The following is a 24,566-nucleotide window of genomic DNA, read 5'->3' as shown; positions in this document are numbered from 1 at the left end:
ATGGCACTACACCAACTCAGCTTGAGGTGGAACCATGTGGCGGCTAGCTTCGCCGCCACACCGGCGGCGTTGGCGAATGCTTTTCATAACATGGAGGTAGCAAAAACGATGGGAATAACAGCATCGACAGCCGAGGAGACAAAGAAGCGGGAAGGTACGAACTGGCTGACACCCAAAGAGTTTTCTCTTCTGGAAGCCATTTGTGATACCCTCCTTCCCTCGCTTCAACCTCCTGCGGGTAGCTCCGAAGCGCTATCCGCCTATTATCGACGCTGTGCTCACGATTTACATATCGCCGAGCTGGTTGCCGACAAATTGGGCCAGGAAGGTCCAGAAGTACAGGCGGATATTCGCCTCTTCCTGAGTCTCTTCACCGCCCCTCCTATGGGCCTGCTGCTGGCGGGGAGTGCCCGTCCCTTTGTGGATCTGCCACAGGAGAAGCGCGAGCAATATTTACTAGCGCTCGCCAATAGCCCTGTAAAACCCTTCCGCCAGGGGTTTCAAGGACTCAAGCGCCTGGCTGGCTTGCTGTACTTTTCCGCCATTGATGAGCAGGGAAGTAATCCCAACTGGGCCACCCTGGAATTTGAAGCGCCACCACCACCGCCGGATACTCCACAACGCATAACGCCTGTGGCGATCTCGCGGGATACCACGCTGGAAGCTGATGTAGTGGTGATTGGCTCTGGCGCTGGTGGCGGCGTAGTCGCGGGGGAACTCGCGCGAGCTGGTAAACGCGTGGTCGTGCTGGAGAAGGGGGGCTATAACTACGAAGGCAACTTTTCCTGGCACGAAGAACAGGCGATGCCGGAGCTTTTCTTGAAACGGGGAGCGCTTTCGACGAAAGATCTTGGCGTCATTATGCTGGCGGGTGAAACCCTGGGAGGCGGCACCGTCGTCAACTGGATGACCTCCTTTCGTACCCCCGATGATGTGCTCGCGGAATGGGAGCAGAGTTCAGGGCTTACAGGCCGCTTTACCAGTTCTCAATTACAGGACAGCTTTGCCGCTGTAGAGCGGCGTATCCGCGTAAATGTTGAAAACAGTCAGCATAATCCGCAAAATCAGAAGCTCTTTGATGGTGCCACGCGCCTTGGATATCATGCCGGAGTCATACCGCGCAACGCCGTTGGCTGCGAGCAGCGCTGCGGTTCCTGTAATCTGGGGTGCCGCTATGGATGCAGCCAATCTACGCTCAAGACATACTTGCAAGACGCGTATGACCATGAGGCGCAGATCCTGGTTCGCTGTAGCGCGGAAAAGATCCTTATCGAGCATGGGCGCGCCGTTGGGGTGCAGGCAAGCGTCAGGGATACGCGCACAGGAGAAACCTCCTCGCTGACTGTTCGCGCTGGCGTCGTCGTCGTTGCGGCGGGCGCTCTGTACTCTCCTTTACTTCTGCGACGTTCGGGAATTGAAAATCCACACATCGGGCGGCACTTGCGCCTGCACCCGACAGCGATCAGCGTAGGCGTTTACCCTGAAAAGATCAATGCCTGGCAAGGGGTTTTACAATCCGCCTATTCTAGCCAATTTGCCCACCTGGACCGCAACTACGGCTATACCCTGGAAGTTGCTCCAACGCATCCCGGTCTCTTCGGCCTGGCGACTCCCTGGTATTCCGCGCGCAACTTCCGCGATGAAATGATGGCTGTCTCGCATCTTGCTTCGGTCATCATCTTAAATCGAGACAAGGGAGAAGGCTCTGTGAGCATGAACCTCGCCGGTGAGCCTGTCGTGGACTATACCGTCTCTCGTTATGATCGCAAGCATATCTTGCATGGTCTGCGCCAGGGAGCGCGGATTCATCTCGCGGCAGGCGCGGAGAGAGTGATTTCCCTGCAAAATAAACCAACCGACCTTATAAGGTCAGAGCAGGAAAGCGAACAGAGGCAGCGCTTGCGCGACTTTGACCGCCTTATGCAGCGTCGTGGCCTTGGCGCTAACCGCGTGATCATGTTTTCGGCTCACCAGATGGGTACATGCCGCATGGGAGCCAGCGCGAAAACATCGGTTACGGACGAGCATCAGCGAGTACATGGAGTCGAGGGCCTGTTTGTCTGCGATAGCAGCGTCTTCCCCTCTGCCTGTGGCGTCAACCCCATGCTCTCCATTATGGCCCTGGCTCACAACGCGAGTCAGTACATGAAAACGCTTGTTCTCTAGCTTGTTCGCCAGATTCCTGGCGGAACTATCGTGAAGATTATCGCCTTTTTAGAGGAAAGGAAGGATTCAATGAAGACGCTTATTGTCAAATATCTACCCAATCCAAGGTCCCGTACCAGGAAGATGCTAGATGCCTTTCTTGAAGAGGCATCAGGCACGGAGATTGAGGAACTCGACCTCTGCCAGGACGTACCCGATCTGTTCTCTATCGAGGCGCTAGGGGGCTACTTTGGGCGTATCACCAAAGCCATTCCCCGCGATATCCCCATTCCAGCCCTCGCCAAGATGGATCGCATGACAGAGCAACTCAAATCATGTGACGTGGTGGTCCTGGCGACCCCTATGTACAACTTTTCTCTGCCTGCTACCGTAAAGGCCTGGTTTGATTCGGTCATGCTACAAGGCGATACCTTTCTGCCCAATCCAAAGGGAGCCTTTCTGGGACTGATGACCGGCAAAAAAGCTCTGGTCTTGATGACAGCCTTTGGAACCTACAGCACAGGAGACGGAACCGTTGGCAGTCTCTTTGGTCCAACCTATGACCACGGTTTCTCCCTGGCAAAGCTTGAGTTTAAATTTATGGGCTTCTCTGAAATTCGCGGTGTGTTGGGCGAGGGCATGAGCCCTTCGAAAAGCGAGGATGTGAAAGCTCGCTTGCTTGATGAGTCAATTGAAGAGGTGCGCTCCATTACCCAGGAGTGGTATGGAAAGAAGCCACTTGTGGTAGGCGAGCCAGCCTATGGCGACGCGTCAAATGTAGGCGCTCGCTAAAGGTTGCCTGCACCAATGCCGATGATCGTGAAATTTGTTGTCGCGACAACAACTGGGGGGAGGGTCATGGAAAAAGTTGTTGCGACGACAAATGGGGCTAGCGAGCGTTTATGTTGTCAGATGACAATGGCAATAGTTAACTGAAGGCTAGCCTTTTTAGAGAATGGAGTACTGGTGTGCTCGCACATCCGGTTCTTTTCTTGTATAAATGTGTTAATATGTTTGCACTCCAAGGAAGAATTATCCTATGCCTTTCATTAGTCTGAACGCAGCCGCCCGAGGTGCTCAGACATGGCACAACACAAACTCAGCTTGAGGTGGAACCATGTAGCGGCGAAGCTAGCCGCCGCCCGTGCGGCGTTGGCGAATGCTTTTCATAACATGCTGTGTATGCTTGCCATACGAGGGAAAGGAGGACATCGTGTCCTGGAAAACACTCAACAGCATACTGGGTTTAGCCGCCGTTGACAAACAATTCTGGCGAGAATTGAGAGAGAATCCTCTCGTCTCGACTCAAAAGAGAGGATTTGAGCTCACAGAAGAGGAGAAAGCTGTATTCAGCACAATCAGCGCCGAAACTCTCTCAGAATTTAGCCAGTGTTTGTTAGACGCCTTTAGTGATAGCGATGATGTGGAACCTTCATAGCTGGTGCTGCGCAAAGGAGCACACTTGTTTATTTCTGAAGAAACATAGATCCAACATTTTCGCTATCAGGCAAGATTTCTTGCCAGTTCAGAGACTAAAGGTTAGTCAAACAATGGTACGTTCAATCACTCAGCGGCGAGGCAGGTACTCAAATGACTTGTGCCTAGATTCCATAATCAGCTCTTGATCAGGAGTCATGATTTCCAGCCACGCCGCGTTATAGTGCCCACTATTTCCATCCTTATTCCTGAAATTCTCGCACTGAGAAAGACTTTGCGTAAGCAACCCCCACTGCCGGCCCCTTCACACTGGTACACAGATCGCGTACTACCCGTTCATCATCTGTTAAGAAATATATTTCCTATGATGCATATATTAGCTCTTTATATAGTGACCTACGTGCAAAGATCGGATTTGCGAAGTAACTGCGAAGAAAACTATTTTATGGCGAAACAAGCGCGAATAGCTAGCGAAAGATGATGAGCTATCCTATCCTCAGCAATTGAATGTGGTCACTGAAAATTCTCTTTAAAGGAGCAAACATCATGCACGGACAGCACTGCTTAACCACCCCCTCTCTCCAGGCTCACGTCACGTTGTGGTCAAAACTCATTCTGCTGATGATTACCGCGCTCGTTCTATTTCTGCTCAGCCTTTCATTTGCATTTCACTTTCCCTCTGTCGAGCGTGTGCATGATTCCATATTTGGTGCCTACCAGCTTGACGAGGGACCTCCAGATAGCCCAATGCCCATTTACGTTGGCGACGAGGGACCTCCAGACAGCCCAATGCCCATTTACGTTGGCCCTGTATTATAGCCATACGTGACTATTATAAAGCCATGAGCGCTCCCCAATGTAAGATAAAGCGCTCGCTAAAATTGAGCGCCTACATATTGCTGGTTAACATGATCAGCACCTATGTAGGCGCTTTAATCTGCGTCGTGCCCACTCATAATACAGTGCTCATCACCTACGCCGGGGGCTTCTCTAATGCAGGCTCAGCGCATTAGCCCTATCTTCCGCAAACTCAGCTATTTCGTTTGTTTAGGATGTGTCCGTTTAATCCCCATTAGTTTTATTCGCATTTATCGCATACTCAACAGCAAAAAATGGTAATATGCCCCGTTACCTATATAGTAATTGCTGTCTTTTTCTCTGATTCTTCAGCGAAGTCAGAAATAGCGGTTACATGGTGTGGATGCGCCAAATGCTATTTGATCCCAATATTTGAGGGGGGAAAGGAAAAAACTGAATACAAGATCTGGCACATCTCTTCAATTGGTAAGCGCGAATGAGTCGCGAACATGTCGAAGGAACGCTTTATTGTTAGACCTTAAGGATGAGGTACTTGTGTAACCAAAAAATTTGCTTATACTTAATTGTAAGACATGGTACTGAATATTATTGACATTTGAGTTTGTTAGTAAAAATCATTCAGCCATACATCATGTCTTTGCATCTTCCATAAGCGAAGATAATATACCAAGTTCTTAACAAGAACCAAACAACCTCCATCCCCCTTTCCCATGTCAAAATGCTCTGCCCCAAACCAGAGTATTTTATACATCTTCATGCTAGAAATTAGTATGGCCTTGTGCGAAAACCACCGCGAAGGATGCGTTGAAGGTCGTATCAACAAAAACGCGTTCCGGTTTTTGGATAAGGAGCTCAGGAAAGGCAGCAACTTGTGAACGATTTGCTTAATCAAAGGAAAATTACTTGTCCACCCTTGACCGCGACCCATGTGCATCGTGATGGGCTGGTACAAAAACTCATCAACGCGCTGGGAGAATCAGGGATGGGAACGGAGAAAAAGGTTCGCCTGCGCCCCTATAAATTGGTTCTGCTCCAGGCTCCCGCCGGTTATGGTAAAACAACCCTATTGACTGACTTCGCTCACCAAACAACGCTCCCTTGTTGCTGGTATATTCTCGATCATACCGATGCGGATCGTATGACCTTCCTTACGGTCCTTCTCGCCAGTATTCGCCAATGCTTTCCCAATTTTGGTAGCGCTTTGGACTCCCTGCTCAATAAAAATTCTTTGGAGTCCCGGAAAACAGGCTATTTTGAGAGGACCGTTGACGCCTTCGCCTCAGCGATAGAGGCTGAGATCCCTGAGCGTTTCGCTCTCTTGCTCTGTAACTATCAGGAGATCAATGACCTTGAGGAAATGAACCACCTGATAGGCTCACTGCTCAAAAAGCTTCCGCCACAGTGTACTATCATCATCGAGAGCCGTGTCATTCCTGCTCTCAATTTTGCCTGGCTTCTCGCGAAGCAAATGCTTTTTGGGGTTGGAGTCGATCAGCTCCGCTTTACCGCCCAGGAGATTCATCAATTGGCTCAGTTGCAGGGCGTGGAACCGCTCTCGGATGCTGAAGCCAACCAGTTAGCTCTCGCCTTCAATGGCTGGGTCGCTGGCATCTTGCTTGGCACACACCTGAGCCATATCTCGCAATTCCAACAAAACCTCATGACTTCACCTTTTACGGATATACCCACGCATCAGGCAGCCTCAGAATATCTCTTTTCGTATGTCGTCAATGAAGTCTTCCAAAAGCATGAGGATACCTATGCCTTTCTCAAGGAGGTCAGTATCTTACAAGAGATGCATCCGGCAACCTGCGCGGAACTTCTCGACATCCCACCCACGGAAGCTCTCCACCACCTGCAATATTTGGAGCAGCAAAATCTATTTGTCACGCATAACGGCGAAGGGCCGAATGTCGTGTATATCTGTGCCCCTGTCCTGCGGAAGCTCTTCATTGAAGAGTTACGCCACGAAACTCCTGAGCGCTTTTTTTACCTGCACCAGCGAGCCGCTGAGCTGCTAAGCAGGGCTCATAACTATAAACAGGCGATCTACCATGCCCTGGAAGCAAAAGTCAATGATACCGCCGCCAGCCTGATTGTTGCATCCTCTGAGCAGATGATGAGCCAGGGCAATATGGAAACGGTGGCACGCTGGATCGATGCCTTTCCGCTATTCATAATGAAGCGGTATCCAAAGCTGCTGCTGATTCGCGCGAACATTTATCTTGGGCAAGGTAATATTTACGCGGCTCTTCCCCTGGTTGAAAGCGCCGAAAGCGCTATACAGACCTTGATGACTCATAATTCCCCGCTCCACAACCAGAATCTTCCAACCTTGCAGGCTGAGGCGAGCATTATGCGGAGCAAAATTTTATTTCGGCAGCGAGAATATAGCCAGAGCATGGATATCTGCCAGCAAGTCCTGACCAGCCTGCCAGTCGACGAAGTGCGACTGAGAGCCGAAGCCCTGACTCGGCTTGGTGTGGGTCATATTCTGCTCGGCGATTTCGCCTCTGGGATCGCTCACATCCAGAAGGCGTTACAACTCTGGGGAAGACATACCATTCAGCGCGAGGCGGCTAGCGGGCATAGTGTGCTCGCCAGGGCATATTGTCTCCAGGGTAATTTCTCCCTGGCGGAGCATCATATGAGCCGCGCCATCGCCTGCTGGGAGAAGCTTGAGGAGGATGAAGGCAAAGTCGATAATCTTGTCCGCCTGGGGAATATCAAAGTGCGGCAAGGAGCCTTCGAAGAAGCTGAGCCTATTTTTCAGCAGGCATTGACCCTGGCGAGAGGTCCACTGCATTACCTGCGGGGTGAGGCGTATGTCCTCGACTGCCTGGGGATCTTCTACCAGCGCCAGGAGCGCTATGAGGCTGCCCTGGAAACAACTGAAGAGGCTCTAGCCCTGGCGCGACAGCTTCGCGACCAGGGTCTCATTTATGATGCGCTCTGCGATCTGGCGATGATTTATCTGGCGATGGGCGATACCGCGACGGCCCTCATCCTCATTTCTGAAGCCGAAGTTCAGACTACCAGCGGAAACTCCATCGGGTATGAACAGGCCCTGCGCGACTTGATTTTTGGGACCATTTATCTCTATCAGGGCTACTATAGCAAAGCCTGGCCCTACCTGATTGAGAGTGAAGCCACGCTGCGTACAGTTGGACTCAAGCAAGAACATCTGCGCGCCCTTCTCTGCCTGGCTTCTTACCACATTTTGCAAGGCCAAACCTCTGACGCGATTGAGCGCCTGAAAGCAGCCGCGCGGATCATTACCATTTGCGAAGGCTATGAACAACTGGCGCGACAGGAAATAAGCCGCCTTCCAGGCTTATCTAAAGCCTTCGCCAATCCCGAGTTCGCGCGCGAGAAAGCCTTATTTCACCTGAGCCCTGACAGTCAGATTACTACCACAGACGAGGAGCAAAACTCTATACAGGAGAAGCAACGGCCCACGCAATCCGCGCCGTTAGTTACTCCTGCTATTGAAACGACTGGCCCCATAACATCCAGTAGTTCGCCAACTCAAAGCGCACTCACGATTACAGCCTTTGGCGAACCTGTGGTTGCTATTAACAAGGAGCCAATCACTCGTTGGCGCATGGCACGCGCGATGGAGCTTTTCTTCTACCTGCTTGACTGTGGTCGCCCCATGCGTAAAGAAGTGATTATCACCGCCCTGTGGCCTGACGTAGACGAGCAGACGACGCGCACATTCTATTCCACTATCTACTACTTGCGCCAGGCACTAGGGGGAGAAGCGGCAATTGTCGCCAAAGGTGGCACCTATATGTTCAGACCAGAAGCCCTCTATGGCAAGTCGGTATGGTACGATGTCGAAACGTTTCTGGATGCCCAGGTACAGGCCAAACAAGCCCTCGAAGAGGAAGACGACGACCAGGCGAAAGCCTCTTTCACGTGTATGGTTGAGCTCTATCGCGGCGATTATGTTCAACCTTTTTATAGCGATTGGTCCACGATTCGTCGCGATGAGTTGCGTCGAGCTTATCTGGATGCGCGCCAGCAGCTTGCGTTGCTTGCCTGGCAGGTTGAAGAGCTTGATGAGAGCATCATCCACTGGCAGCATATGCTAGCCATCGATGAGTGGCTGGAAGAGGCTCATTATGGCCTTATGCGTTGCTATGCTCGTCAGGGAAAGCGCGGGCTCGCACTGCGCCAGTATCAACGCTGTAAGGATGCTCTGGAGCAAGAGTTTGGGGCCGCCCCTCCCGCTAACATTCAAAACCTCTATCAGCGTCTTATGGGTTAGCCCTAAAAATGACGAGAGATGATAATCAAGCAAGTGAGCGGTAGCATGGGAAGAAACGGGTCTCTCCATGCTACCGCTCACTTGCTTTGCCCTCCTCTTCTCCCTTGTGATATGGCATCTAAACTATGAATCGCTTATCTCCGCGTTGTTTGTGGATGGCGAATGGCGTGGATGCCAGAGCGGGACCGCCAGACCCGCGATCCGATTCATAATGAAGCCCTGACAGGTGAGCAGAACAACTGCCGCCATCAATACTAGAAGTTGCCAGGGTTGTGTAAGGAGCCCTAATGAAACGATGAGCGTCGTTGAGCCTGCCGGGGGATGTGGAACCTTGAATAAGGCCATCAAACCCGCCGTAATCCCAAGTGACAGCGCGGCGGCTACGACTCGCGACCAGGTGACGCCTGTAGACAGTGCTGGTGCCGCCATAGTCAGGCCCGTGACCACAAGACTAAAGTAGCCAGCGAGCACACCGATACCATGCCCAAGAATCGTGTTGCGGGGCGAGGCTGAGGGGGTTAACGGAGCATAGAAAAAGAGAAACGCCGTTGGTCCCAGGGATGGGAAAACAAACGGAGAGTGTGTAATGACCGCCAGCACAGCCATAAGCCCGATGCTTACACCACCATTGAGAAAACCAAAGCTTGCCAGGATGGGCGATTGAGCGGAACTGCGCAGGAGCCAGAGGGTCCCGAAGCGCTTGAACAATCCTCTGGCAACGGCGGACGTACCACCTGGAATCTCTAAGAACATAGGTGCTCTATCTTCTGCTTGCTCGCTTGCCGACGTGTCTTCCGGTGCCTTAATTTCTAATTTCATGCTGATCCCTATTACAGAAGTAACGTAGCTCTCGCTCTAAATAGAAGCATTCAAGATGTGACATAATCCTCTCACACACTCTCTCATCGGTTCCATTTCAATTACAATATCTAGCAAGAGGATTATGCCTCCTATACTCTTCGCGCGACGCTCTTACCTGTAGGTTACTTCCCATAAAAGTCGCGCCCTGATACCATCTGGGGAACGTCTCCCGTTGGAGATCCATATTTTTGCCATAGGAAGAGAACACCTGGGACACATCGAGGACGATCATTGCTGATCGTCCTCGATGTGTCCCAGGTGTTCTCTTCCTACAATGACTTTCTTAGGCGTTCTTTATCTCCAGTAGACCTTGCCAGCATACTCCCTATTTCTTATATTCCAGAATGTCTCCAGGTTGACAATCTAAAGCTTTACAAATCGCCTCCAACGTTGAAAAGCGGATAGCTTTTGCCTTCCCATTCTTCAGTATCGAAAGATTCGCCATGGTTATACCTACCTTTTCGGTAAGTTCTGTGACACTCATTTTTCGCTTAGCCAGCATTACATCGATATTTATTATTATTGCCATACTGTAGCCTCAAACTGTTAAGTCGTTCTCTGATTTAATGTCTACCGCGTTTTGTAGAAGCCTTTGAAAAACAGCAGCGGCAGTTGCAATAACAAGGGCTGCGAAAGATACAAGCATTCCAAGTGCCGTTGGGCCTGCTGGATCATCACCATGCGCAAAGAAACGGATATAAACCTCCGCTAATGCAATAAAACCGATAAGACTGAGAGACGCAAATTTCATATTCTTGAGTGTATTAATAGCGCTTTGGGAAAAGGCCTTATCAGCATCAATGAGGTTTAATAATTTGAATGCTTGATACAACCCAACAAAAAAAGGAATCGAAGCTACATACCCATAGATAATAAATGGATCTGTATAAATACTGATGAGATCTAGGTTAGTCGCTCTTCCTTCAGTCTGAGGAAACCAAATCAGGCCAGCAAGTGCGCCGATTGCGATAAGTAAAAGAACAGCTTTCAAGAAGAATGTCGAACTTCGTTTCATAATTATCACCTCAATTCGTATTTGATAGCCATATTTTAGCACATAATTTATTGTTTATCAATATATTATTATCGTTATTTGGTAATTCACTGCGTATTTTCAAAAAGATAGCCCAATCGTTGAATCCCTCGGGAAGGCCAGGCGTTGGCTTCACTTCTGTCTTCATATGATCCTTCTACAAAAGCCTTTTACTCCTTATCCGGAAACCTGAGCGCGCCAGCGGCGCCGTGCCCTCGTATGAGGGTTGGTTTTCGAATAAGAACTTATTGATGTAGAACGACGGTAAGTGACTGGTAAGCTTCTTTTCGCACAATTGCTAATACAGTCTTATGCGAAAACCAACCCTCATACGAGGGCACGGCGCTGTTAACGCGCCCAGGTTTTCAGGCAAGGAGCACAAGTCTTAATGTTGTGAGAGAGCTGAAGTCGAAAGGAGCGCCAAAAAAGCCCATGTTTTCCATGACTCCTAGTGTAAAGATCTCAACACCATCTCTCCGCAAACTACCTAAAGATATCGTGATAAAGTGCCCACGGTGCAAGGAAATACTTCTGGAGAGAGATTGCAGGGAAAACCACAAGATCTGCCCTGAATGCCAGTATTATTTTCATCTGGGCGCGTATGAACGCCTTGAAATTCTGGTAGACACGAATAGCTTTGTTGAAATAGATAAAGGATTGACCTCCGAAGACCCGCTCGCTTTCGGCAACCAGTCGCAGGTATATAGGGAGAAACTCACGCAAGAGCGCCACAAGACGGGCATCAAAGATGCCGTCGTCACTGGTTACGCGACTATTGAAAGAATGCCTCTTGCGCTTGGAGTTATGGACTTCAACTTCATTGGTGGGAGCATGGGAACTGTCGTGGGGGAAAAGCTCACTCGCGCCATCGAACTAGCGATAGCGCGCCGCCTGCCTTTGCTCATTGTCTCCGCGTCCGGCGGCGCGCGTATGCAAGAAGGTCTCTACTCGCTGATGCAGATGGCGAAAACCTCGGCGGCCCTGGCGAAATTAAGCGAACTGGGTTTGCCATACTTCAGCCTACTTACCAACCCCACCACAGGAGGCGTCACCGCGAGCTTCGCGATGCTTGGTGACGTCATTTTAGCGGAACCGGGCGGATTGATCTGCTTCGCCGGTCCGCGAGTAATTGAGCAGTTTATGCATGAAAAATTGCCAGATGGAGCGGTAACAGCCGAGTTCTTGCTCCAACATGGCATGCTTGATTTTATCGTCCAGCGCCAGGATTTGCGGTGCACTCTTGCGCGATTGTTACGCTTCTATGACCGGGCTGGCTCATTGCCAGCAACTAAAGAGAAGGGCGGTTCACCATCGCTTGAACACGAAGTGTATGCATAAAAACTCAATCGCAACGGAGCGAGCAGGCACACCGCGCCAATGAGAAAAGAAGGGCCTTATGGAAGCATTAGAATTCGATCTCGAATTTGAGAAGCCATTGATGGAACTGGCGAAAAAAATCCGCCTTATGCAAAAGGAGAAAGGCGAGCCAGGGAATCCTACAAAGCTTCAGGAGGCGCGTGAAGAACTATCCTCACGCTTGCAGGAGATCTATGCCAACCTGAGTACGTGGGAGACCGTCCAGGTGGCACGGCACAAAGCCCGTCCGCACGCCGCTGATTACATTCACCTGATCTTTGACGATTTTATGGAGCTGCATGGTGATCGCGCCTTTGGCGATGACGCTGCCTTGATTGGTGGGCTAGCCACGTTTAATGCTGAAACCGTCATCGTGCTGGGTCACCAGAAGGGTCGCGGACCAAAGGAGCAACAGCTCCACAACTTTGGCATGCCTCATCCAGAGGGCTACCGTAAGGCCTATCGCCTCATGCAAATGGCAGGGAAGTTCAAATTTCCGCTCATCTGTTTTATTGATACGCCAGGTGCCTTTCCTGGCCTGGCGGATGAAGAGCGAGGCCAGGCCGAAGCCATTGCCGCCAATCTCACCTTGATGGCTCGCCTACCAGTGCCGATAATCGCGGTGGTTATCGGCGAAGGAGGCAGCGGCGGCGCGCTTGGTATCAGCGTCGCGGACCGACTTTTGATGCTCTCATATAGTATTTATACAGTAGCCTCTCCAGAGGCCGCGGCCTCCATACTCTGGCGTGAAACATCCTTCGCGCCTCAGGCCGCCGAGGCCATGCGGATCAGTGCCCGCGAGATCATCGCGACCGGGATCATTGATGGTCTCGTACCGGAGCCTGTGGGGGGCGCGCATCGTAATCCTGTGCTGACCGCCAGTTTCTTAAAGACCGCTTTGAAAGAACACATGGCGGACATAAAAAAGTATTCCATCGAGGAATTGTTAGAAATGCGCTATCAGAAGTTTCGCTCGATTGGCAATTTTCAGCGCCATAATTCCGCGCAGCAGAAGGGCACAATCTTGAATTTTGAGCGACACTTCGTAGCAAGCACTGGTCGTGAGGACACCTAGCACTCCGAACATTCGCCTGAGCGCGAAGCGGTAGCCGCCGAGGAGGCGGCGTTGGCGAATGCATTTAGAGGACACTCCGAACATTCGCCTGAGCGCGAAGCGGTAGCCGCCGAGGAGGCGGCGTTGGCGAATGCATTTAGAGGGCAAAATTTTCAAGAGCAGGAGGACAATATGAGCAAACAAGAGTCGTCGAGAGCACAAAGAAAACGCGAAGCCTACGCAACTTTTGAGAAGACCGTTTTGGATCTCTATGAGCAAAGCACGCTCACCTTGGAGCAATTGAACCGTATTGCCCGCCAGTACCAGGATGTAGAAATTGATAGCGCGGGGAGCCAGCAACGCCTGACATTTGATGAGAAAGATCTCGCGCAGGTGTGCATTGAACTTGAAGATCCCTCTTTCCCGCTCGCCACAAGGCGATCACATGATGACCATGATGAATACTGGGAGCGAGAGCTTCAGAAGTGGGAAGAAGTTATTCATCAGCGTTGGGGCTGGAACGCTTACAACTTCCCAGGGATCGCCTGATCCCTGGGAGGGACGGCGTGAGCGTCAGTGTAACGCTTATATGGTGTAGGTCGCGTTTCTGGGGGATGAATATGGGTCCTCAATCCTGAGGATTACAGCGAAAAAGAAACTCTTGTCGAGAAATCATCAGGATTGAGGATGCTAGTTTAAGGAGAAATTACTACACTTATTGATAAAGGCTGATAAAAGGCGTGTGAAGCGATGGGAAGCGAAGGCCGACATCCTTCATGCGATTTCAAATTATCAGCCAGACGCTCTGGATATGTTCTAGTAGCGAGAGAAGAGTGGCACACTCGCCAGAGGTGCTATTGTTCAGCTCTTCCCTCGGCATTCAAGGAGGTTTTGGAATGGCATACCATCGTTTTGCTGTACTTACCGAGCAGGGGGAAAGCGGAATCAATTCGCCTGAGTTCGCGGCCCTTCTTGCGTCAGATGTCGTCTTTAACGGCCCTTTCCTGATGAAGTCACTGCGTGGCAACAAAGAGGTCACCCAGCGTCTCCTGAGCGACGTATATACGATTCCCGCGAATATCAAATATACGCATCAGCTGGAAGACAATCAAGGCTCAACCCTCTTCCTGTGGGAAGCGACATTCACGGGACCGGACGGTCGCGATTTTCCGCTTGAAGGATCAATAGTCATTACGGAAGGGGAAGATGGCTTGATTCATGAGGTGACGAACTACCTGCGCCCTCTACAGGTTGGCGGACTTCTGAAAGAGAAAATGGTGAAGTCCATCGCTTCCGTCCTGCCTAGAGAGTATTATGACCCAACCGCCACGGGCGCGAACTAAGACAGCCTACTATGTATATTGACCGTCATGAATGTGGGAATGAGTGGCCCGAAACTGCGCAGAGGAGAAGACCACCATGTCGTTAGAAGAGAACAAGGCGCTCGCGAGTAGCAGTCTAAGCCTGATAACCGAGAAGAACTTCGCGGCTATCGACCAGATCTATGCTTCTAGCTATGTGCGCCATGATCCGGATAGCCCTCAGGTGACGAACCTTGAGAGCTATCGAAAATATCTTGCCGGGCTTTGCACTGTCTTCCCTGACCTTCACTTTACCGTTGAAGATGTCATCGCGGAAGGCGACCAGGCTGTCTGCCGCTTCCGTATCCGTGGGACGCACGCACAGCCGTGGAGGGGTCTCCCAGCGACCGGAAAGCAAGTAGAAATCACAGGCATTAACATCAGCCGCATCGCCGAGGGCAAGATTGTCGAAGATTGGTTTAACACAGACATCTTTGGCCTGGCTATGCAACTTGGGGCGATCCCCTCGCCAAAATAGACGATGTCTGCCCTCTCAGGAGGAACGCGCCCGCATTGATGTATCCATTGTAGATGGTTCGCTCTTGAGCCTTCCACTATCGCTACCCTCAGTAATGAGGAGTTAGAAATGAGGAGAATATAATGTCATACCAACGTTTCGCGGAACTTACAGAGCAGGGAGAAAGCGGCGTCAAAACAGAGGAGTTCGAGTCTCTCTTTGCCCCCGACGCGGACCTGTATAGCCCCTTCCTCGTCAAACATGTCGAGGGAAAATCGCTCACCCTGCAATTTATGACGGAAGCCTTCTCCAACGTCGGCTATCCCAAATATACGCATCAGTTCTACAATGGGACGGACACGGCTGTCCTGCTGTGGGAATCCCAGGGCCGGGTCCGTGGTCATCAGGTACAGGGCACCATGGTCCTGACCTTTGACGAGAATGGCCTGATTCGCGCCGCGAAGAGCTATTTGCGCCCGCTCCAGGTCGTCAATATGCTCCGAGAGTATCTCTTTGCCTCAGCTGGCGCGAAGCTGTCATCCGATTATTGGAAAGCCTCACCTGTCGGTTTCGCCGGGGATCCCTCACTGTTGACGCACCCAACTTCACAGGGAAACACTGTTAAATCCGAATCATAGGGCCGTATGTAAGTAATGCACTGCTTTCATGGCGACACGGGCGCTCTGGCATCTAAACATAGGAATGAGATGCCAGAGCGCTCTGGCGTTATACTAAACGTTAGCAAATCACCTGTAGAAAGGGAACCTTCCTATGGAGAAAACAGCGCTTCAAACCGGCCTATTGAACATAATTCGTCAGGCATGGAAGGCCGAAATCGCCTGGATCGGCATCCTGCGCACAGATGAATATGAGGCGAACGGAACGCTCGAGAACTGGTCGGCCAAAGAACTCCGGGCTCACCTCGCGTCCTGGCGAAGGCGAGGGGTAGAGGAACTTCAAGCGGTCCGAGCGGGCGAGATGCCACCTCCTCCGAGGGACATGGATCGGTCCAACGCCGAGACCTTCATCGCTTCGCAGGGACGCACCTGGCAGGAGGTGTGGGATGAATCCGAGCAAGCCTTCGCGGCCCTTGTAGAGCAGGTAGAGCAGCTTCCAGAGACGATATTTGTCGAGCGAAAGGAGGCCATTGGACCCATTGTTGCCTATGGTGGCAAGCATCCATACCGGCATCTGGCGGAAAACTTTTTGCGGCGAGGTGAGCTGAAACAGGCGACCCGACTGTACGAAGAAATGATCGAAGAGCTGCAGCTCATGCCCCTACCTCCACAGGAGTTTGGGCGGGCATTGTACCAGTTAGCCTGCTTCTATGCCGAGGCTGAGCTGCACCAAAAGGCTGTGGAGGCGCTCAAGCATGCTTTCCGGCTTGAGCCCAAAGTCGCCGCCTGGCTGGAACAGGATGATGCCCCGAACTCGCTACGCGCCATCCTCATAAGCGAACTCAACTAAGAGTAATTGGAACATGGTTGCTTTTGTGTAGGCTGACTCCAAGGTTACTCGTCTTCTCAGGCCCAAAAAAACAGCGACGGGGAAGGGGGCTCCTGGACTCTGCCAGAAGTCCCCTTCCCCGCGCACTGATTACTTGACGTGCCAGACTGGCCGGGTCCATCCGGCCCGCCTGACGCGCCATCTTTGCGCTTGAGAGGGGGGCGATCCATGCCCTGGTTTATCGCGCCATTGTAAGGTTATGGGCAAGCGCGTTGGACACTCTTATTAGTCAGACACGCCTGCCTCTCTATGTCAATGGGGGATGACTCCTCCGGGCGCTTGCGCTAGGCCGCCTTTTTTACGCGCCTGTATATACTATTTGGTGGCAAGCGGAGTGGTAAGAGATTGTACTCGCTTGTCACGCCAGGGAGAACGACGTGACTGAAGCCCTGACCCATGGGAATACGATCTGCGTTCTCTTCAAATTGCAATCCCCGAACCTGGGCCAATGAATCGATCAAATCAACGTACAATTTGGGTTGTCCAAGCACAGGATCGTACATCTGCGTTTGATGTTTCCAAAGCGCCTGTTGGGCAAGAGAGTGCGTTGATGAGATGTCCACTATGAATTCAGGCACATGCACAGGGTATGCCTCAGCGAGGAGATCGCATGCGGGAGATGCCCAGATACTTCGCTGTTGTAGGCCAAACTCTACATCATGAATGAGAAGTGTGGGCGCTTTTCCACCCGCCCGGGTGTACATTCCCAACGCAGCGATGGTCAACAAAAAGCTTTGCGCGTGGTCAGGGTGATCGTTTTTGGGAGGATGCACCACTACGATACTTGGCTGGATCGCTTCTATTTCCTGTGCAAGTTGCGCGATCAAGCGTGCTTTCGTTCCAGGAGCAAGCGACGAAAGACCTCCATCTGGATAACGAAGAAAGTGCAGGTTGCTCTCGACGACCTGTGCCCCAGCATACGCCTCTTTCATCCTTACTTGTCTCGTTCGCTCAGGATGCCACCCATCGACCCCTCCCTCGCCGTCAGTTAAAAGGACCTCATGAAAGCTATTGCGATAGTGCGTATTGCTTGCCACTTTGAGATAGGTGGCATAGAAAAAATCGGGGCCATCTCCCGGATGTGCGGCAATCTGCATGACAGGACCGCTTGGATCAACGTCAAGTGGCGAGAGAGACGTTTCCTGTTCGTAGCCATAGCCTGGAGGTGTAGCAATGCGCACCTGGTTTTCTCTCCCATTCCTGCTGAATATATCAGCCAAGAGAGATGACTCGGCCTGGTAAGTTTGTGCTTTTGCAAGGGTATCAAGGCATTCCTGTAAATGAGCTCTCAAAAGCGTAAGCTCGTCTTGCAATTGAATCATATTTTCTCCATAAAACTGACTATGCCTGACGGCCATTGAGCACGTTAACGACCATTGCTATGCGCATGAGCTAGACCATTTTTGTAATGGAACTGTAATGTGCCTACATTACCGGAAGATTACCTTTTTCTTAAGATTCTATTCTGTGAGATCGATTTGTGAGCTTTCAAACGAGAATAACATTGAATGAGGAATGGGATCGTAACAAATCCTCTCAAAGAGGCGAAAGTTGGAGCGTGACCTGGCGCTACACAAGCTGTTGAGAGACATAACGCAATGGGTGTAATTCACTTTAGTCAATACAGCTTACGCATGTAGTAACTGCCACTCTGCCCTTCATGGCAGCTTATGTAGCGCCAAGCCTTCTTTTTTCCTACTTCTCTGGAAACCTGAGCGCTAGCCGCATCAGCGGCGTTGGTTTTCGAAGAAGACCTTAAGGAAGATTTTCAGTAGGAAAATTTTCAGCGATTTGTTTAATCTTTTGTAGCCGTTCATCCCAGAGCGTTGCAGCCCGTGATAGTTCCTGGGCTGCAACACTAAGTCCATCTGGCGAGAGGCTAAAGAGAACCTCTTTGCCAGCTTTGCGCTCTTTAACGAGACCTGCCCTTTTCAGAACAGCTATGTGTTTACTCACCGCCTGGCGGCTAAACGGGACTTCATCCGCCAGCTTGCTTGCAGTTGCTTCACCTTTGAGAAGCAAAAGCTCGATGAGCTTCCGTCGGCTCGGCTCAGCAACGGCAAACCAGAGCTCTTCATTAAAAGGTGCAGTTGATGACATGCTTACGCCTTTGTTGGGATATTCTGGGCAACATTCTGCAACTTGGACAAGAAGTCGACCCAGCCGGGGGTATGGTTGGCAATCAGGTTCGCCTTCTGGGCCTCAGTAAGCTCAAGCTTCTCGAAACCCCTCTCCGCGAAGCTTACCTTTGTCTCCGCACCATTCTCTGTGAGCTTGAACTCAATTAGGGTTTGCTGATTGGTGGGTTTGGTCTCCTCATCGGGTGCGACCCAGAAGAAAGAGAAATGATGGGGCTTGTCTACGTCTACAACTTCCAGGGGAGCCTGAAAGTCCTCGGCCCAGACCAGTCTGCCTTTTCCACCCTGCCGCAAGTCGAGTTCGACCTGGCTACCAAACCACTGGCTGATGTATTCAGGTTTTGTGATGACTTCCCATACTGTTGCAATTGGTGCCTGAACGCTGATTTCTCGCTCGATCATATCGGTCATCGAAATTCTCCTGACTACTTCTTATCCGGAAACCTGAGCGCGTAAGCGGCGATGGTTTTCGCATAAGACCTTATGTAACGTAACTATCTGACGTAACTAACTATCCGGAGTGTTTATGTGCAACCTTTGGTTGCACGTGTTATTAGTATAATAATGTGAAAGAAGCATTTTGTCAAGGGGAGGGCAGGCTGATTTCAAAAACTTGATAAAATCAGAATGCTGCCCTCGCTTTGGAAACTGCTTAAAGGGGCCGCTAGAGCCCATCGGGCGCCAGAGCACACAACTAGAGATTGCTGATAATGCGCTCAAGTTGTGCAAGCTCTTTCTTCTCATCTACGACTGGAACATGCGTGATATTGATTTCACGCAGCTCTGACGAGAGAATCTGGCGGAGTTGCTGCTCTACCTCGGCGGCACTTCCCTGCACAACCAGGGCATTCAGGAGCCGCTCCATTCCCTCGTTATTGGGACCGAGGGGCAGACCGGCAGCTTCAAACAGGCGCGGGAAGTAAGGGACATCCAGGTAGATCACAAGCTGTTTAAACGCCTCGCGTTGGACCGCTGGCTTATCTTCGCTCAGTGCTACCAGCACACTCGCGATAATGGGAGGAGCCTGGCGCTGGCGAGACTCGGCACCTTTTCTGATCGCTGGAAGGGCTGTGTCATGCAGGTAAGAAACAGGAGCCAGCCACGGCAGCGCGGCATCAGCGATCTCACCGGCGGTTTCAAAGGCCTTCTCGCCCAGGGCGGAGATCATGAGCGGAACATTGACAATACGGTTGTCAAGCCAGTGATAGTGAGCATGGAGGTATTTCCCCTCGAAATCTACCTGCCCTGTCTCAAGCACCGGCCTCAGGATGCCCATGAACTCTTTCAGATAGGTGAGAGGCTTCTCTATCTGGATGCCATACATACCCATGAGACCCTGATTACTGGACCCGATGCCAAGGCGGAGCCGTCCAGGTGCGATCCCGTCGAAGGCGACGACCTGCTGAGCCAGGACCAGTGGATGACGGGTATAAATGGGCACAATGCCAAGATTAAAGCGGATACGCTTCGTCTGAAGCGCGGCTGCGGTAAAGATGGTCATTGTATCGATGCCACCGACCTGTGGTACCCAGACTTCCTGGATGCCTGCATCCTCCATCGCTTTGATTTCGTCAATGACTTCTTGTACCGAGTATCCCGGAGTGAAGCCTTCTTTTTTGATTGATATACCAACGCGCTCTCGCATAGGCCGCGTCTCAATATCCTGGATAACAGATCGCTCTTGAACCATCGTCTTTTCATCCTTTCTCTGTGAATTTAGCCTAAACACCAGGATTTATCCCCCATGTTAAGAAAAGCATTTGCCAACGCCGCCTGTACGGCGGCTATCTTCGCCGCCACATGGTTCTACTTCAGGCTGAGTGTGTGTCACGCGACGTCAGAGAATCTCAGGCGGCTGCGCTCAGGCAAATGTATGGCAAAGGGATTCTGGTCTTTCGAGACGTTGAGCAAGGCAAACAGGGAAGCCACTGCTTGCCCTAGCCCTTTGTGACGCATGAGCAGAAGCCGACCTGTGGCATTGATATGCCCATGCTTAGCGCAAACGGGTCCAATTAATCGGTTGGAAGAACTGGCATGAGCGAAACCAGTTCCGTTTGCATAAAGGGGTAGAGTGGGAACCCTTGCAGCGTTTTCTCTACCTCTTCTTGCGTCTCTCCCCGCAGAACGGTATACCCTCTAATCCCGTCCTCGGCGATATAGACCTTCTCCAGGATGCCTAGATTTTTTAAGCGGGTGATGTTTTCCCATTCAGCTGGAAGAGTGGCGTTGAAGGCCTCCTGGTCGCTCTGATCGAATTTGACAAGCGCGATAAATTTCTTCACAGGGATACTCCTTTCTCGTACACACAAAATGCTTGTTTTTACAGATATCTCTGTTTTTACGCCCAATATCGCATGGTTCTGCCTCAAGTATAGTGTCCAGTCGCTAGCCCTACATCGTGAGAACTGAGGATTTTTTGAAAGTAGAATTCCCTGAACATTTCTCCTCAGAACTGGGGACATAGGCTGGAACACCCTTGAGGCCACGCGAGACGAATCCATCACGGTGTACTGGTCTGGAATCGGTATGCTGGATGCCCAACGTCACTTTGCATGGAGTGCCCGGCGCTCGCGCTAAAGCGCAACGCCGGGCATGTCTGCGTCAGGCTTTCCTAATCGGCGATTGACTCTGATGACATAGCTTGCTCAGGCTGACTGGGTTTTGGCCCTTTGAAGCCCACAAGAGCAACAACTATTCCCAGCAAGCCAATGACGGCGGCAAGTAACAGCGCTGGCTGGAAACCAGTGACCAGAGCCTGATTGACGGCCTGGACTGCAGGATGCGCTCCTACTACCACAGGCGTGAAGACGGCGGCGACGAAGATGATCACAGCCAGTCCAAGCGCACCGCCGAGCTGACCAGCTGTCGTGATCAGACCAGAGGTAAGCCCCTGATTAGTGGCTGAGGATTCAGACATGGCAGCAATCACCACGGCTGGGAAGGCCAGGCTTAGGCCACCACCGAGTAGCAGATGCGGCAAGATGATATTCCAGAAGGTGCCATTAGTCGTGAGCATCCAGGGCATAATAGCGATTCCAGCCGTGAATAGGACCATACCGATAATGAGCGTCGGCTTGATTCCTATGCGATTGACAAGCGGGGGGGCCAGGTTGGAAAAGATCGCGGCTTCAAGGCCCAGAGGCAGGAAAGCCAACCCTGTTTGGAATGGTGTGTAGCCGAGCACATTCTGTAGATAGAGCGTCGAAATGAATACCACGCCAGTGAAGCCTACGTATTGGATGAAGCCAATTATGTTGGCGCTGGCAAGCGTGGGCAAACGGAGAACCCCAAGTGGGAGAATAGGTGTGCGCACGCGTGACTCAATCACCACAAAGCCAATGAGCAGGATGATTGCCGCGACCAGCCCTCCAATTGTCAGACCCACAGGCGCGCTATGTGCTTCGCCTATGGTATAGACCAGGAGTAGCAAGCCTGCGGTGACTGAGAATGCCCCGGCGAAATCGATACCTCGGGTCGCGGAACTAGGACGCTCGCTCTTTGCCACCAAAGCAGGTGTTAGCGCGATTACCAGGACGGTAATGATGACATAATCGAAAAAGCCCCAGCGCCAGTTCAACAAACTTGTCAGCATACCAGATAACAAAGCTCCAATAGCGAAGCCGCTCCCGCCGACCATACCATAGATCCCCATTGCCTTGTTGCGCTCGGGACCTTCAGGGAAGGTTGCGGTGATGATCGCCATTGCTGCGGGAGTCGTAAAGGCCGCCGCTATTCCCTGGACGGCGCGAGCCGCGATGAGAATCGTCGGGTTCCCCGCCAGACCAGCCGCTAACGAGGCCACTCCGAACACGGCAACGCTACTGATAAAGACAAGGCGACGGCTGACCAGATCGGATATACGACCACCAAGTAATAAGAACCCGGCATAGGCTACCTGGTAGGTGCTTACCAGGAACTGTGCTGTTACGGTTGTGAGACCAAGATCCTCGCTAATAGCAGGGATCTGGACATTGACGCTGGAAAAGTTCAGGGCCTCTAGAAAGAGGGCCACACAGAGAACGATGAGACCGGCCCAGCGACGCCAGTCTGCTGCGACTACCTGCTGGGGAGCATCCCCGGCAAGGCGTTCCACCTTGGATGACATGCTTTCTTACTCCTTGTCATACTGAAGAAACTGTGAAATGCTGGCGGTAGTACTACTCTCGTCGAGCACGTTGGTACCAGCGCGAAGAAAATGTGCGCAGAAACAGCTTTCAACGGTCTCCTAGTCTTTTGCGCCTACCCTACCATCCTACATTCAGGATAGCGTCTAGCTACGGAAGCGACACCGTCAGAACTGAGGATTTTTTGGCAGGAAAAGCGTCCCACTATTGCTCCTCAGATCTAACGATGCCTGTTTACTGATTAAAAGACTATACTTGTACTAACATCTTTATGGATAGGTATGGTCTACGCTTGGCAAATGCCATTGATAATAAGGGGAAGGAGCAACATGGGTAAGGTACGTCGCACCAACAAAGTCGTCACGTTGATAGTTGCTTGTCTTGGCTCGTTTATGATTCAACTGGATAATTCGATTATCATCCTGGCATTGCCAAAGATTCAGGCGAGTCTCCATACGAGCCTGTCGGGTCTGCAATGGACAATCGATGCGTACACCCTGATCCTGGCCGCCCTTATGCTCACAGGTGGAACTCTTGGGGACCGCTTCGGGCGCAAGCGGTTCTTCCTGATAGGGCTTGCCCTGTTTACCATCGGATCAGCGCTGTGTGGCTTCGCATCGACGCTGAGTTGGTTGCTCTTTGGTCGCGTGGTGCAAGGCGTGGGCGCGGCGGCCCTTACAACCAACAGCCTCGCGCTTCTGGCGGTCGCCTTCCCTGAGGCAAAGGAGCGTGCGCAAGCTATTGGCCTCTTCACCGGCCTATCTGGTGTGGCTGTTTCCGTAGGACCGCTCATTGGCGGGGTTCTTACCCAGATTGGAAACTGGCCGACGATCTTTTTCGTGAACGTGCCTATTGGGCTGCTTACACTCCTCCTGGCTCTTCCAAGTCTCCCTGAGTCGCGAGATCCGAATGCTCGCCGGATCGACCTGCCAGGTCAAGTGCTGGTAATTGCCGGGCTGACGTGCCTGGTCACCGCGCTCATTGAGAGTTCCTCCGCCGGGTGGACCTCTCCGTTGATTCTTGCCCTTATTGCGCTCGCTGTGGTGTTTCTGGTCGCTTTCATCTTCGTTGAGGCTCGGGTGCGCGAGCCACTGGTTCCATTGCAATTGTTTGGCATACGCGTGTTCACAGCGGCTAACCTTCTCACGCTGATCCTCAGTTGTGGCACCGTGGGTCCTGTCTTTTTCCTGGCTCAGTACTTTCAAGAAGTGCAAGGACATAGCGTGCTTGAGGCCGCTCTGTGTACCCTCCCGATTAGCATAGGTGTCTTTATGACAGCTCCCCTGGCAGGTCGACTCGCTGCTCGCTTTGGCGTACGCCTACCGATTGTTGTGGGTGGACTGATCTATGGATGTAGTATGCTTCTGCTCACGCGCCTGGAGCCTGACTCCCCCTATATCTCGGTGTGGTGGATACTTGGCATGGCGGGTATTGGCTTTGGGCTCTGTCTGAGTCCGCTGGCTGCCGCTGTCCTCAGCGCTACGCCCCCTCAGCGAGCAGGTCTGGGCTCATCTCTGTTTAACGCGAACCGTCAGGTAGGACTCACGTTAAGTATCGCTGTGCTTGGAACCATCGTCTTGCAGCAGTTTCCCACCAACATTACAGGCCAACTCATTGGGCGAGGCGTGCCTGCGTCGATGAGTGAGGATATCGCGCATAAGGTTGCTGCCGCTGGTGGACAGGCCAGCCACAGCGCCGCGTTAGGACAACTTCCGATTACACCCTCTGCGTTACAGCAGGCTCTTAATCAGGCATTTGTTGACTCGCTGCATGTGATGTTCTTCATCGCAGGCATTGCTGTGTTTGCTGTCGCTATCATGGCTGCGGTCCTCCTCCGACAAACTCGAAGGGAGGAGAAGAGAGAAGTTGCTGACGCGCCAATGGCGACAGAAGAGCCTCTGGTTATCGCTACGATTACTGAGGAGAGCTAAGCGTTACAGAGACAAAAGCAAGATGCGAAGCCGCCTGACTTCGCATCTTGCTTTTGTCTCTGCTCTTTGAT

General features: G+C 51.8%; 24 protein-coding genes. 15 read left to right on the top strand and 9 right to left on the bottom strand.

What is annotated here, in order from left to right; all coding sequences use genetic code 11:
- The 6 genes from K3T82_RS30230 (at window position 1) to K3T82_RS30205 (ending at window position 8,674) form a co-directional block, all read left to right on the top strand.
- Window positions 1-2,166: an FAD-dependent oxidoreductase gene (locus K3T82_RS30230; protein ID WP_220197233.1), complete on the top strand. Its 2,166-nt coding sequence runs from the start codon at window positions 1-3 to the stop codon at window positions 2,164-2,166.
- Window positions 2,167-2,235: 69 nt separating this feature from the next.
- Entirely contained in the window at window positions 2,236-2,937 is a 702-nt protein-coding gene (locus tag K3T82_RS30225) for an NAD(P)H-dependent oxidoreductase (RefSeq protein WP_220197232.1), read from the top strand.
- A gap of 291 nt (window positions 2,938-3,228) precedes the next feature.
- Window positions 3,229-3,405, top strand: coding sequence for a hypothetical protein (locus K3T82_RS30220; RefSeq protein WP_220197231.1), 177 nt, complete (start codon window positions 3,229-3,231; stop codon window positions 3,403-3,405).
- On the top strand, window positions 3,359-3,583 hold the full coding sequence (locus K3T82_RS50215) for an Os1348 family NHLP clan protein (RefSeq protein ID WP_220197230.1): 225 nt from the start codon (window positions 3,359-3,361) through the stop codon (window positions 3,581-3,583). Before K3T82_RS30220 ends, K3T82_RS50215 begins: the two co-directional genes overlap by 47 nt.
- Window positions 3,584-4,128: 545 nt before the next feature.
- Window positions 4,129-4,401: a hypothetical protein gene (locus K3T82_RS30210; protein WP_220197229.1), complete on the top strand. Its 273-nt coding sequence runs from the start codon at window positions 4,129-4,131 to the stop codon at window positions 4,399-4,401.
- Window positions 4,402-5,272: 871 nt separating this feature from the next.
- A complete protein-coding gene (locus K3T82_RS30205) occupies window positions 5,273-8,674 on the top strand; it encodes an AfsR/SARP family transcriptional regulator (RefSeq protein ID WP_220197228.1) in 3,402 nt (1,133 codons plus the stop codon).
- Between the two features lie 123 nt (window positions 8,675-8,797).
- On the opposite strand, the gene K3T82_RS30200 is transcribed toward K3T82_RS30205, so the two are convergent.
- The 3 genes from K3T82_RS30200 to K3T82_RS30190 form a co-directional block, all read right to left on the bottom strand.
- The gene (locus K3T82_RS30200) at window positions 8,798-9,493 is read right to left on the bottom strand and encodes an HPP family protein (protein WP_236031646.1); all 696 of its coding nucleotides are present in this window, start codon (window positions 9,491-9,493) and stop codon (window positions 8,798-8,800) included.
- 367 nt (window positions 9,494-9,860) lie between these two features.
- Window positions 9,861-10,064, bottom strand: coding sequence for a helix-turn-helix domain-containing protein (locus tag K3T82_RS30195; RefSeq protein WP_220197227.1), 204 nt, complete (start codon window positions 10,062-10,064; stop codon window positions 9,861-9,863).
- Between the two features lie 9 nt (window positions 10,065-10,073).
- Window positions 10,074-10,550: a DUF2975 domain-containing protein gene (locus K3T82_RS30190; RefSeq protein WP_220197226.1), complete on the bottom strand. Its 477-nt coding sequence runs from the start codon at window positions 10,548-10,550 to the stop codon at window positions 10,074-10,076.
- Window positions 10,551-11,000: 450 nt separating this feature from the next.
- Between K3T82_RS30190 and accD the strand changes: the two genes are divergently transcribed.
- The 7 genes from accD to K3T82_RS30155 all read left to right on the top strand — a co-directional run bounded on the left by accD (window position 11,001) and on the right by K3T82_RS30155 (window position 16,263).
- Window positions 11,001-11,906, top strand: a complete 906-nt coding sequence (accD, locus tag K3T82_RS30185; RefSeq protein ID WP_236031645.1) for an acetyl-CoA carboxylase, carboxyltransferase subunit beta — start codon at window positions 11,001-11,003, stop codon at window positions 11,904-11,906.
- 58 nt (window positions 11,907-11,964) lie between these two features.
- Window positions 11,965-12,999 carry an acetyl-CoA carboxylase carboxyltransferase subunit alpha gene (locus K3T82_RS30180; RefSeq protein WP_220197225.1) on the top strand — a complete coding sequence of 345 codons (1,035 nt, stop codon included), beginning with the start codon at window positions 11,965-11,967 and terminating at the stop codon, window positions 12,997-12,999.
- A 51-nt stretch (window positions 13,000-13,050) separates the two neighbouring features.
- A complete protein-coding gene (locus K3T82_RS30175; RefSeq protein ID WP_220197224.1) occupies window positions 13,051-13,527 on the top strand; it encodes a hypothetical protein in 477 nt (158 codons plus the stop codon).
- Window positions 13,528-13,874: 347 nt separating this feature from the next.
- Complete coding sequence (locus K3T82_RS30170; RefSeq protein WP_220197223.1) at window positions 13,875-14,321, top strand: nuclear transport factor 2-like protein; 447 nt, start codon at window positions 13,875-13,877, stop codon at window positions 14,319-14,321.
- A gap of 76 nt (window positions 14,322-14,397) precedes the next feature.
- Complete coding sequence (locus tag K3T82_RS30165) at window positions 14,398-14,817, top strand: ester cyclase (RefSeq protein ID WP_220197222.1); 420 nt, start codon at window positions 14,398-14,400, stop codon at window positions 14,815-14,817.
- A gap of 122 nt (window positions 14,818-14,939) precedes the next feature.
- Window positions 14,940-15,434 (top strand): nuclear transport factor 2 family protein, encoded by a 495-nt coding sequence (locus K3T82_RS30160; protein WP_220197221.1) that lies wholly within the window; start codon window positions 14,940-14,942, stop codon window positions 15,432-15,434.
- 133 nt (window positions 15,435-15,567) lie between these two features.
- Complete coding sequence (locus K3T82_RS30155) at window positions 15,568-16,263, top strand: TPR end-of-group domain-containing protein (RefSeq protein ID WP_220197220.1); 696 nt, start codon at window positions 15,568-15,570, stop codon at window positions 16,261-16,263.
- A 323-nt stretch (window positions 16,264-16,586) separates the two neighbouring features.
- On the opposite strand, the gene K3T82_RS30150 is transcribed toward K3T82_RS30155, so the two are convergent.
- The 4 genes from K3T82_RS30150 to K3T82_RS30135 form a co-directional block, all read right to left on the bottom strand.
- Window positions 16,587-17,624 carry a PIG-L deacetylase family protein gene (locus tag K3T82_RS30150; RefSeq protein WP_220197219.1) on the bottom strand — a complete coding sequence of 346 codons (1,038 nt, stop codon included), beginning with the start codon at window positions 17,622-17,624 and terminating at the stop codon, window positions 16,587-16,589.
- 433 nt (window positions 17,625-18,057) lie between these two features.
- Entirely contained in the window at window positions 18,058-18,402 is a 345-nt protein-coding gene (locus K3T82_RS30145; protein ID WP_220197218.1) for an ArsR/SmtB family transcription factor, read from the bottom strand.
- 2 nt (window positions 18,403-18,404) lie between these two features.
- Complete coding sequence (locus K3T82_RS30140) at window positions 18,405-18,851, bottom strand: SRPBCC domain-containing protein (protein ID WP_220197217.1); 447 nt, start codon at window positions 18,849-18,851, stop codon at window positions 18,405-18,407.
- Between the two features lie 283 nt (window positions 18,852-19,134).
- Window positions 19,135-20,130 (bottom strand): LLM class flavin-dependent oxidoreductase, encoded by a 996-nt coding sequence (locus K3T82_RS30135; protein ID WP_220197216.1) that lies wholly within the window; start codon window positions 20,128-20,130, stop codon window positions 19,135-19,137.
- 54 nt (window positions 20,131-20,184) lie between these two features.
- On the opposite strand from K3T82_RS30135, the gene K3T82_RS30130 reads away from it, so the two are divergent.
- Window positions 20,185-20,391, top strand: a complete 207-nt coding sequence (locus tag K3T82_RS30130) for a hypothetical protein (RefSeq protein WP_220197215.1) — start codon at window positions 20,185-20,187, stop codon at window positions 20,389-20,391.
- A 61-nt stretch (window positions 20,392-20,452) separates the two neighbouring features.
- Here K3T82_RS30130 and K3T82_RS30125 read toward each other — a convergent pair whose 3' ends face one another.
- Both K3T82_RS30125 and K3T82_RS30120 read right to left on the bottom strand, forming a co-directional pair.
- Window positions 20,453-20,722, bottom strand: coding sequence for a muconolactone Delta-isomerase family protein (locus K3T82_RS30125; RefSeq protein WP_220197214.1), 270 nt, complete (start codon window positions 20,720-20,722; stop codon window positions 20,453-20,455).
- 329 nt (window positions 20,723-21,051) lie between these two features.
- Entirely contained in the window at window positions 21,052-22,545 is a 1,494-nt protein-coding gene (locus K3T82_RS30120) for an MFS transporter (protein WP_220197213.1), read from the bottom strand.
- 348 nt (window positions 22,546-22,893) lie between these two features.
- Here K3T82_RS30120 and K3T82_RS30115 point away from each other — a divergent pair, with 348 nt between their 5' ends.
- Window positions 22,894-24,495, top strand: coding sequence for an MFS transporter (locus tag K3T82_RS30115; protein ID WP_220197212.1), 1,602 nt, complete (start codon window positions 22,894-22,896; stop codon window positions 24,493-24,495).
- Window positions 24,496-24,566 lie beyond the last annotated feature (71 nt).

Origin of the sequence: Ktedonospora formicarum (assembly GCF_016587355.1) — a bacterium.
Taxonomy (GTDB): Bacteria; Chloroflexota; Ktedonobacteria; order Ktedonobacterales; family Ktedonobacteraceae; genus Ktedonobacter; species Ktedonobacter formicarum.
The sequence above is the reverse complement of the archived record's forward strand: the minus strand, read 5'-3'. Positions and strand labels throughout refer to the sequence as shown.

Bases quoted from the DNA above. Each gene is read 5' to 3' on its own strand.
- K3T82_RS30230 (WP_220197233.1), top strand. From the start codon at position 1: ATGGCACTACACCAACTCAGCTTGAGGTGGAACCATGTGGCGGCTAGC.
- K3T82_RS30225 (WP_220197232.1), top strand. From the start codon at position 2,236: ATGAAGACGCTTATTGTCAAATATCTACCCAATCCAAGGTCCCGTACC.
- K3T82_RS30220 (WP_220197231.1), top strand. From the start codon at position 3,229: ATGGCACAACACAAACTCAGCTTGAGGTGGAACCATGTAGCGGCGAAG.
- K3T82_RS30210 (WP_220197229.1), top strand. From the start codon at position 4,129: ATGCACGGACAGCACTGCTTAACCACCCCCTCTCTCCAGGCTCACGTC.
- K3T82_RS30200 (WP_236031646.1), bottom strand. From the start codon at position 9,493: ATGAAATTAGAAATTAAGGCACCGGAAGACACGTCGGCAAGCGAGCAA.
- K3T82_RS30195 (WP_220197227.1), bottom strand. From the start codon at position 10,064: ATGGCAATAATAATAAATATCGATGTAATGCTGGCTAAGCGAAAAATG.
- K3T82_RS30190 (WP_220197226.1), bottom strand. From the start codon at position 10,550: ATGAAACGAAGTTCGACATTCTTCTTGAAAGCTGTTCTTTTACTTATC.
- accD (WP_236031645.1), top strand. From the start codon at position 11,001: ATGTTTTCCATGACTCCTAGTGTAAAGATCTCAACACCATCTCTCCGC.
- K3T82_RS30180 (WP_220197225.1), top strand. From the start codon at position 11,965: ATGGAAGCATTAGAATTCGATCTCGAATTTGAGAAGCCATTGATGGAA.
- K3T82_RS30170 (WP_220197223.1), top strand. From the start codon at position 13,875: ATGGCATACCATCGTTTTGCTGTACTTACCGAGCAGGGGGAAAGCGGA.
- K3T82_RS30165 (WP_220197222.1), top strand. From the start codon at position 14,398: ATGTCGTTAGAAGAGAACAAGGCGCTCGCGAGTAGCAGTCTAAGCCTG.
- K3T82_RS30160 (WP_220197221.1), top strand. From the start codon at position 14,940: ATGTCATACCAACGTTTCGCGGAACTTACAGAGCAGGGAGAAAGCGGC.
- K3T82_RS30155 (WP_220197220.1), top strand. From the start codon at position 15,568: ATGGAGAAAACAGCGCTTCAAACCGGCCTATTGAACATAATTCGTCAG.
- K3T82_RS30150 (WP_220197219.1), bottom strand. From the start codon at position 17,624: ATGATTCAATTGCAAGACGAGCTTACGCTTTTGAGAGCTCATTTACAG.
- K3T82_RS30145 (WP_220197218.1), bottom strand. From the start codon at position 18,402: ATGTCATCAACTGCACCTTTTAATGAAGAGCTCTGGTTTGCCGTTGCT.
- K3T82_RS30140 (WP_220197217.1), bottom strand. From the start codon at position 18,851: ATGACCGATATGATCGAGCGAGAAATCAGCGTTCAGGCACCAATTGCA.
- K3T82_RS30135 (WP_220197216.1), bottom strand. From the start codon at position 20,130: ATGGTTCAAGAGCGATCTGTTATCCAGGATATTGAGACGCGGCCTATG.
- K3T82_RS30130 (WP_220197215.1), top strand. From the start codon at position 20,185: ATGTTAAGAAAAGCATTTGCCAACGCCGCCTGTACGGCGGCTATCTTC.
- K3T82_RS30120 (WP_220197213.1), bottom strand. From the start codon at position 22,545: ATGTCATCCAAGGTGGAACGCCTTGCCGGGGATGCTCCCCAGCAGGTA.
- K3T82_RS30115 (WP_220197212.1), top strand. From the start codon at position 22,894: ATGGGTAAGGTACGTCGCACCAACAAAGTCGTCACGTTGATAGTTGCT.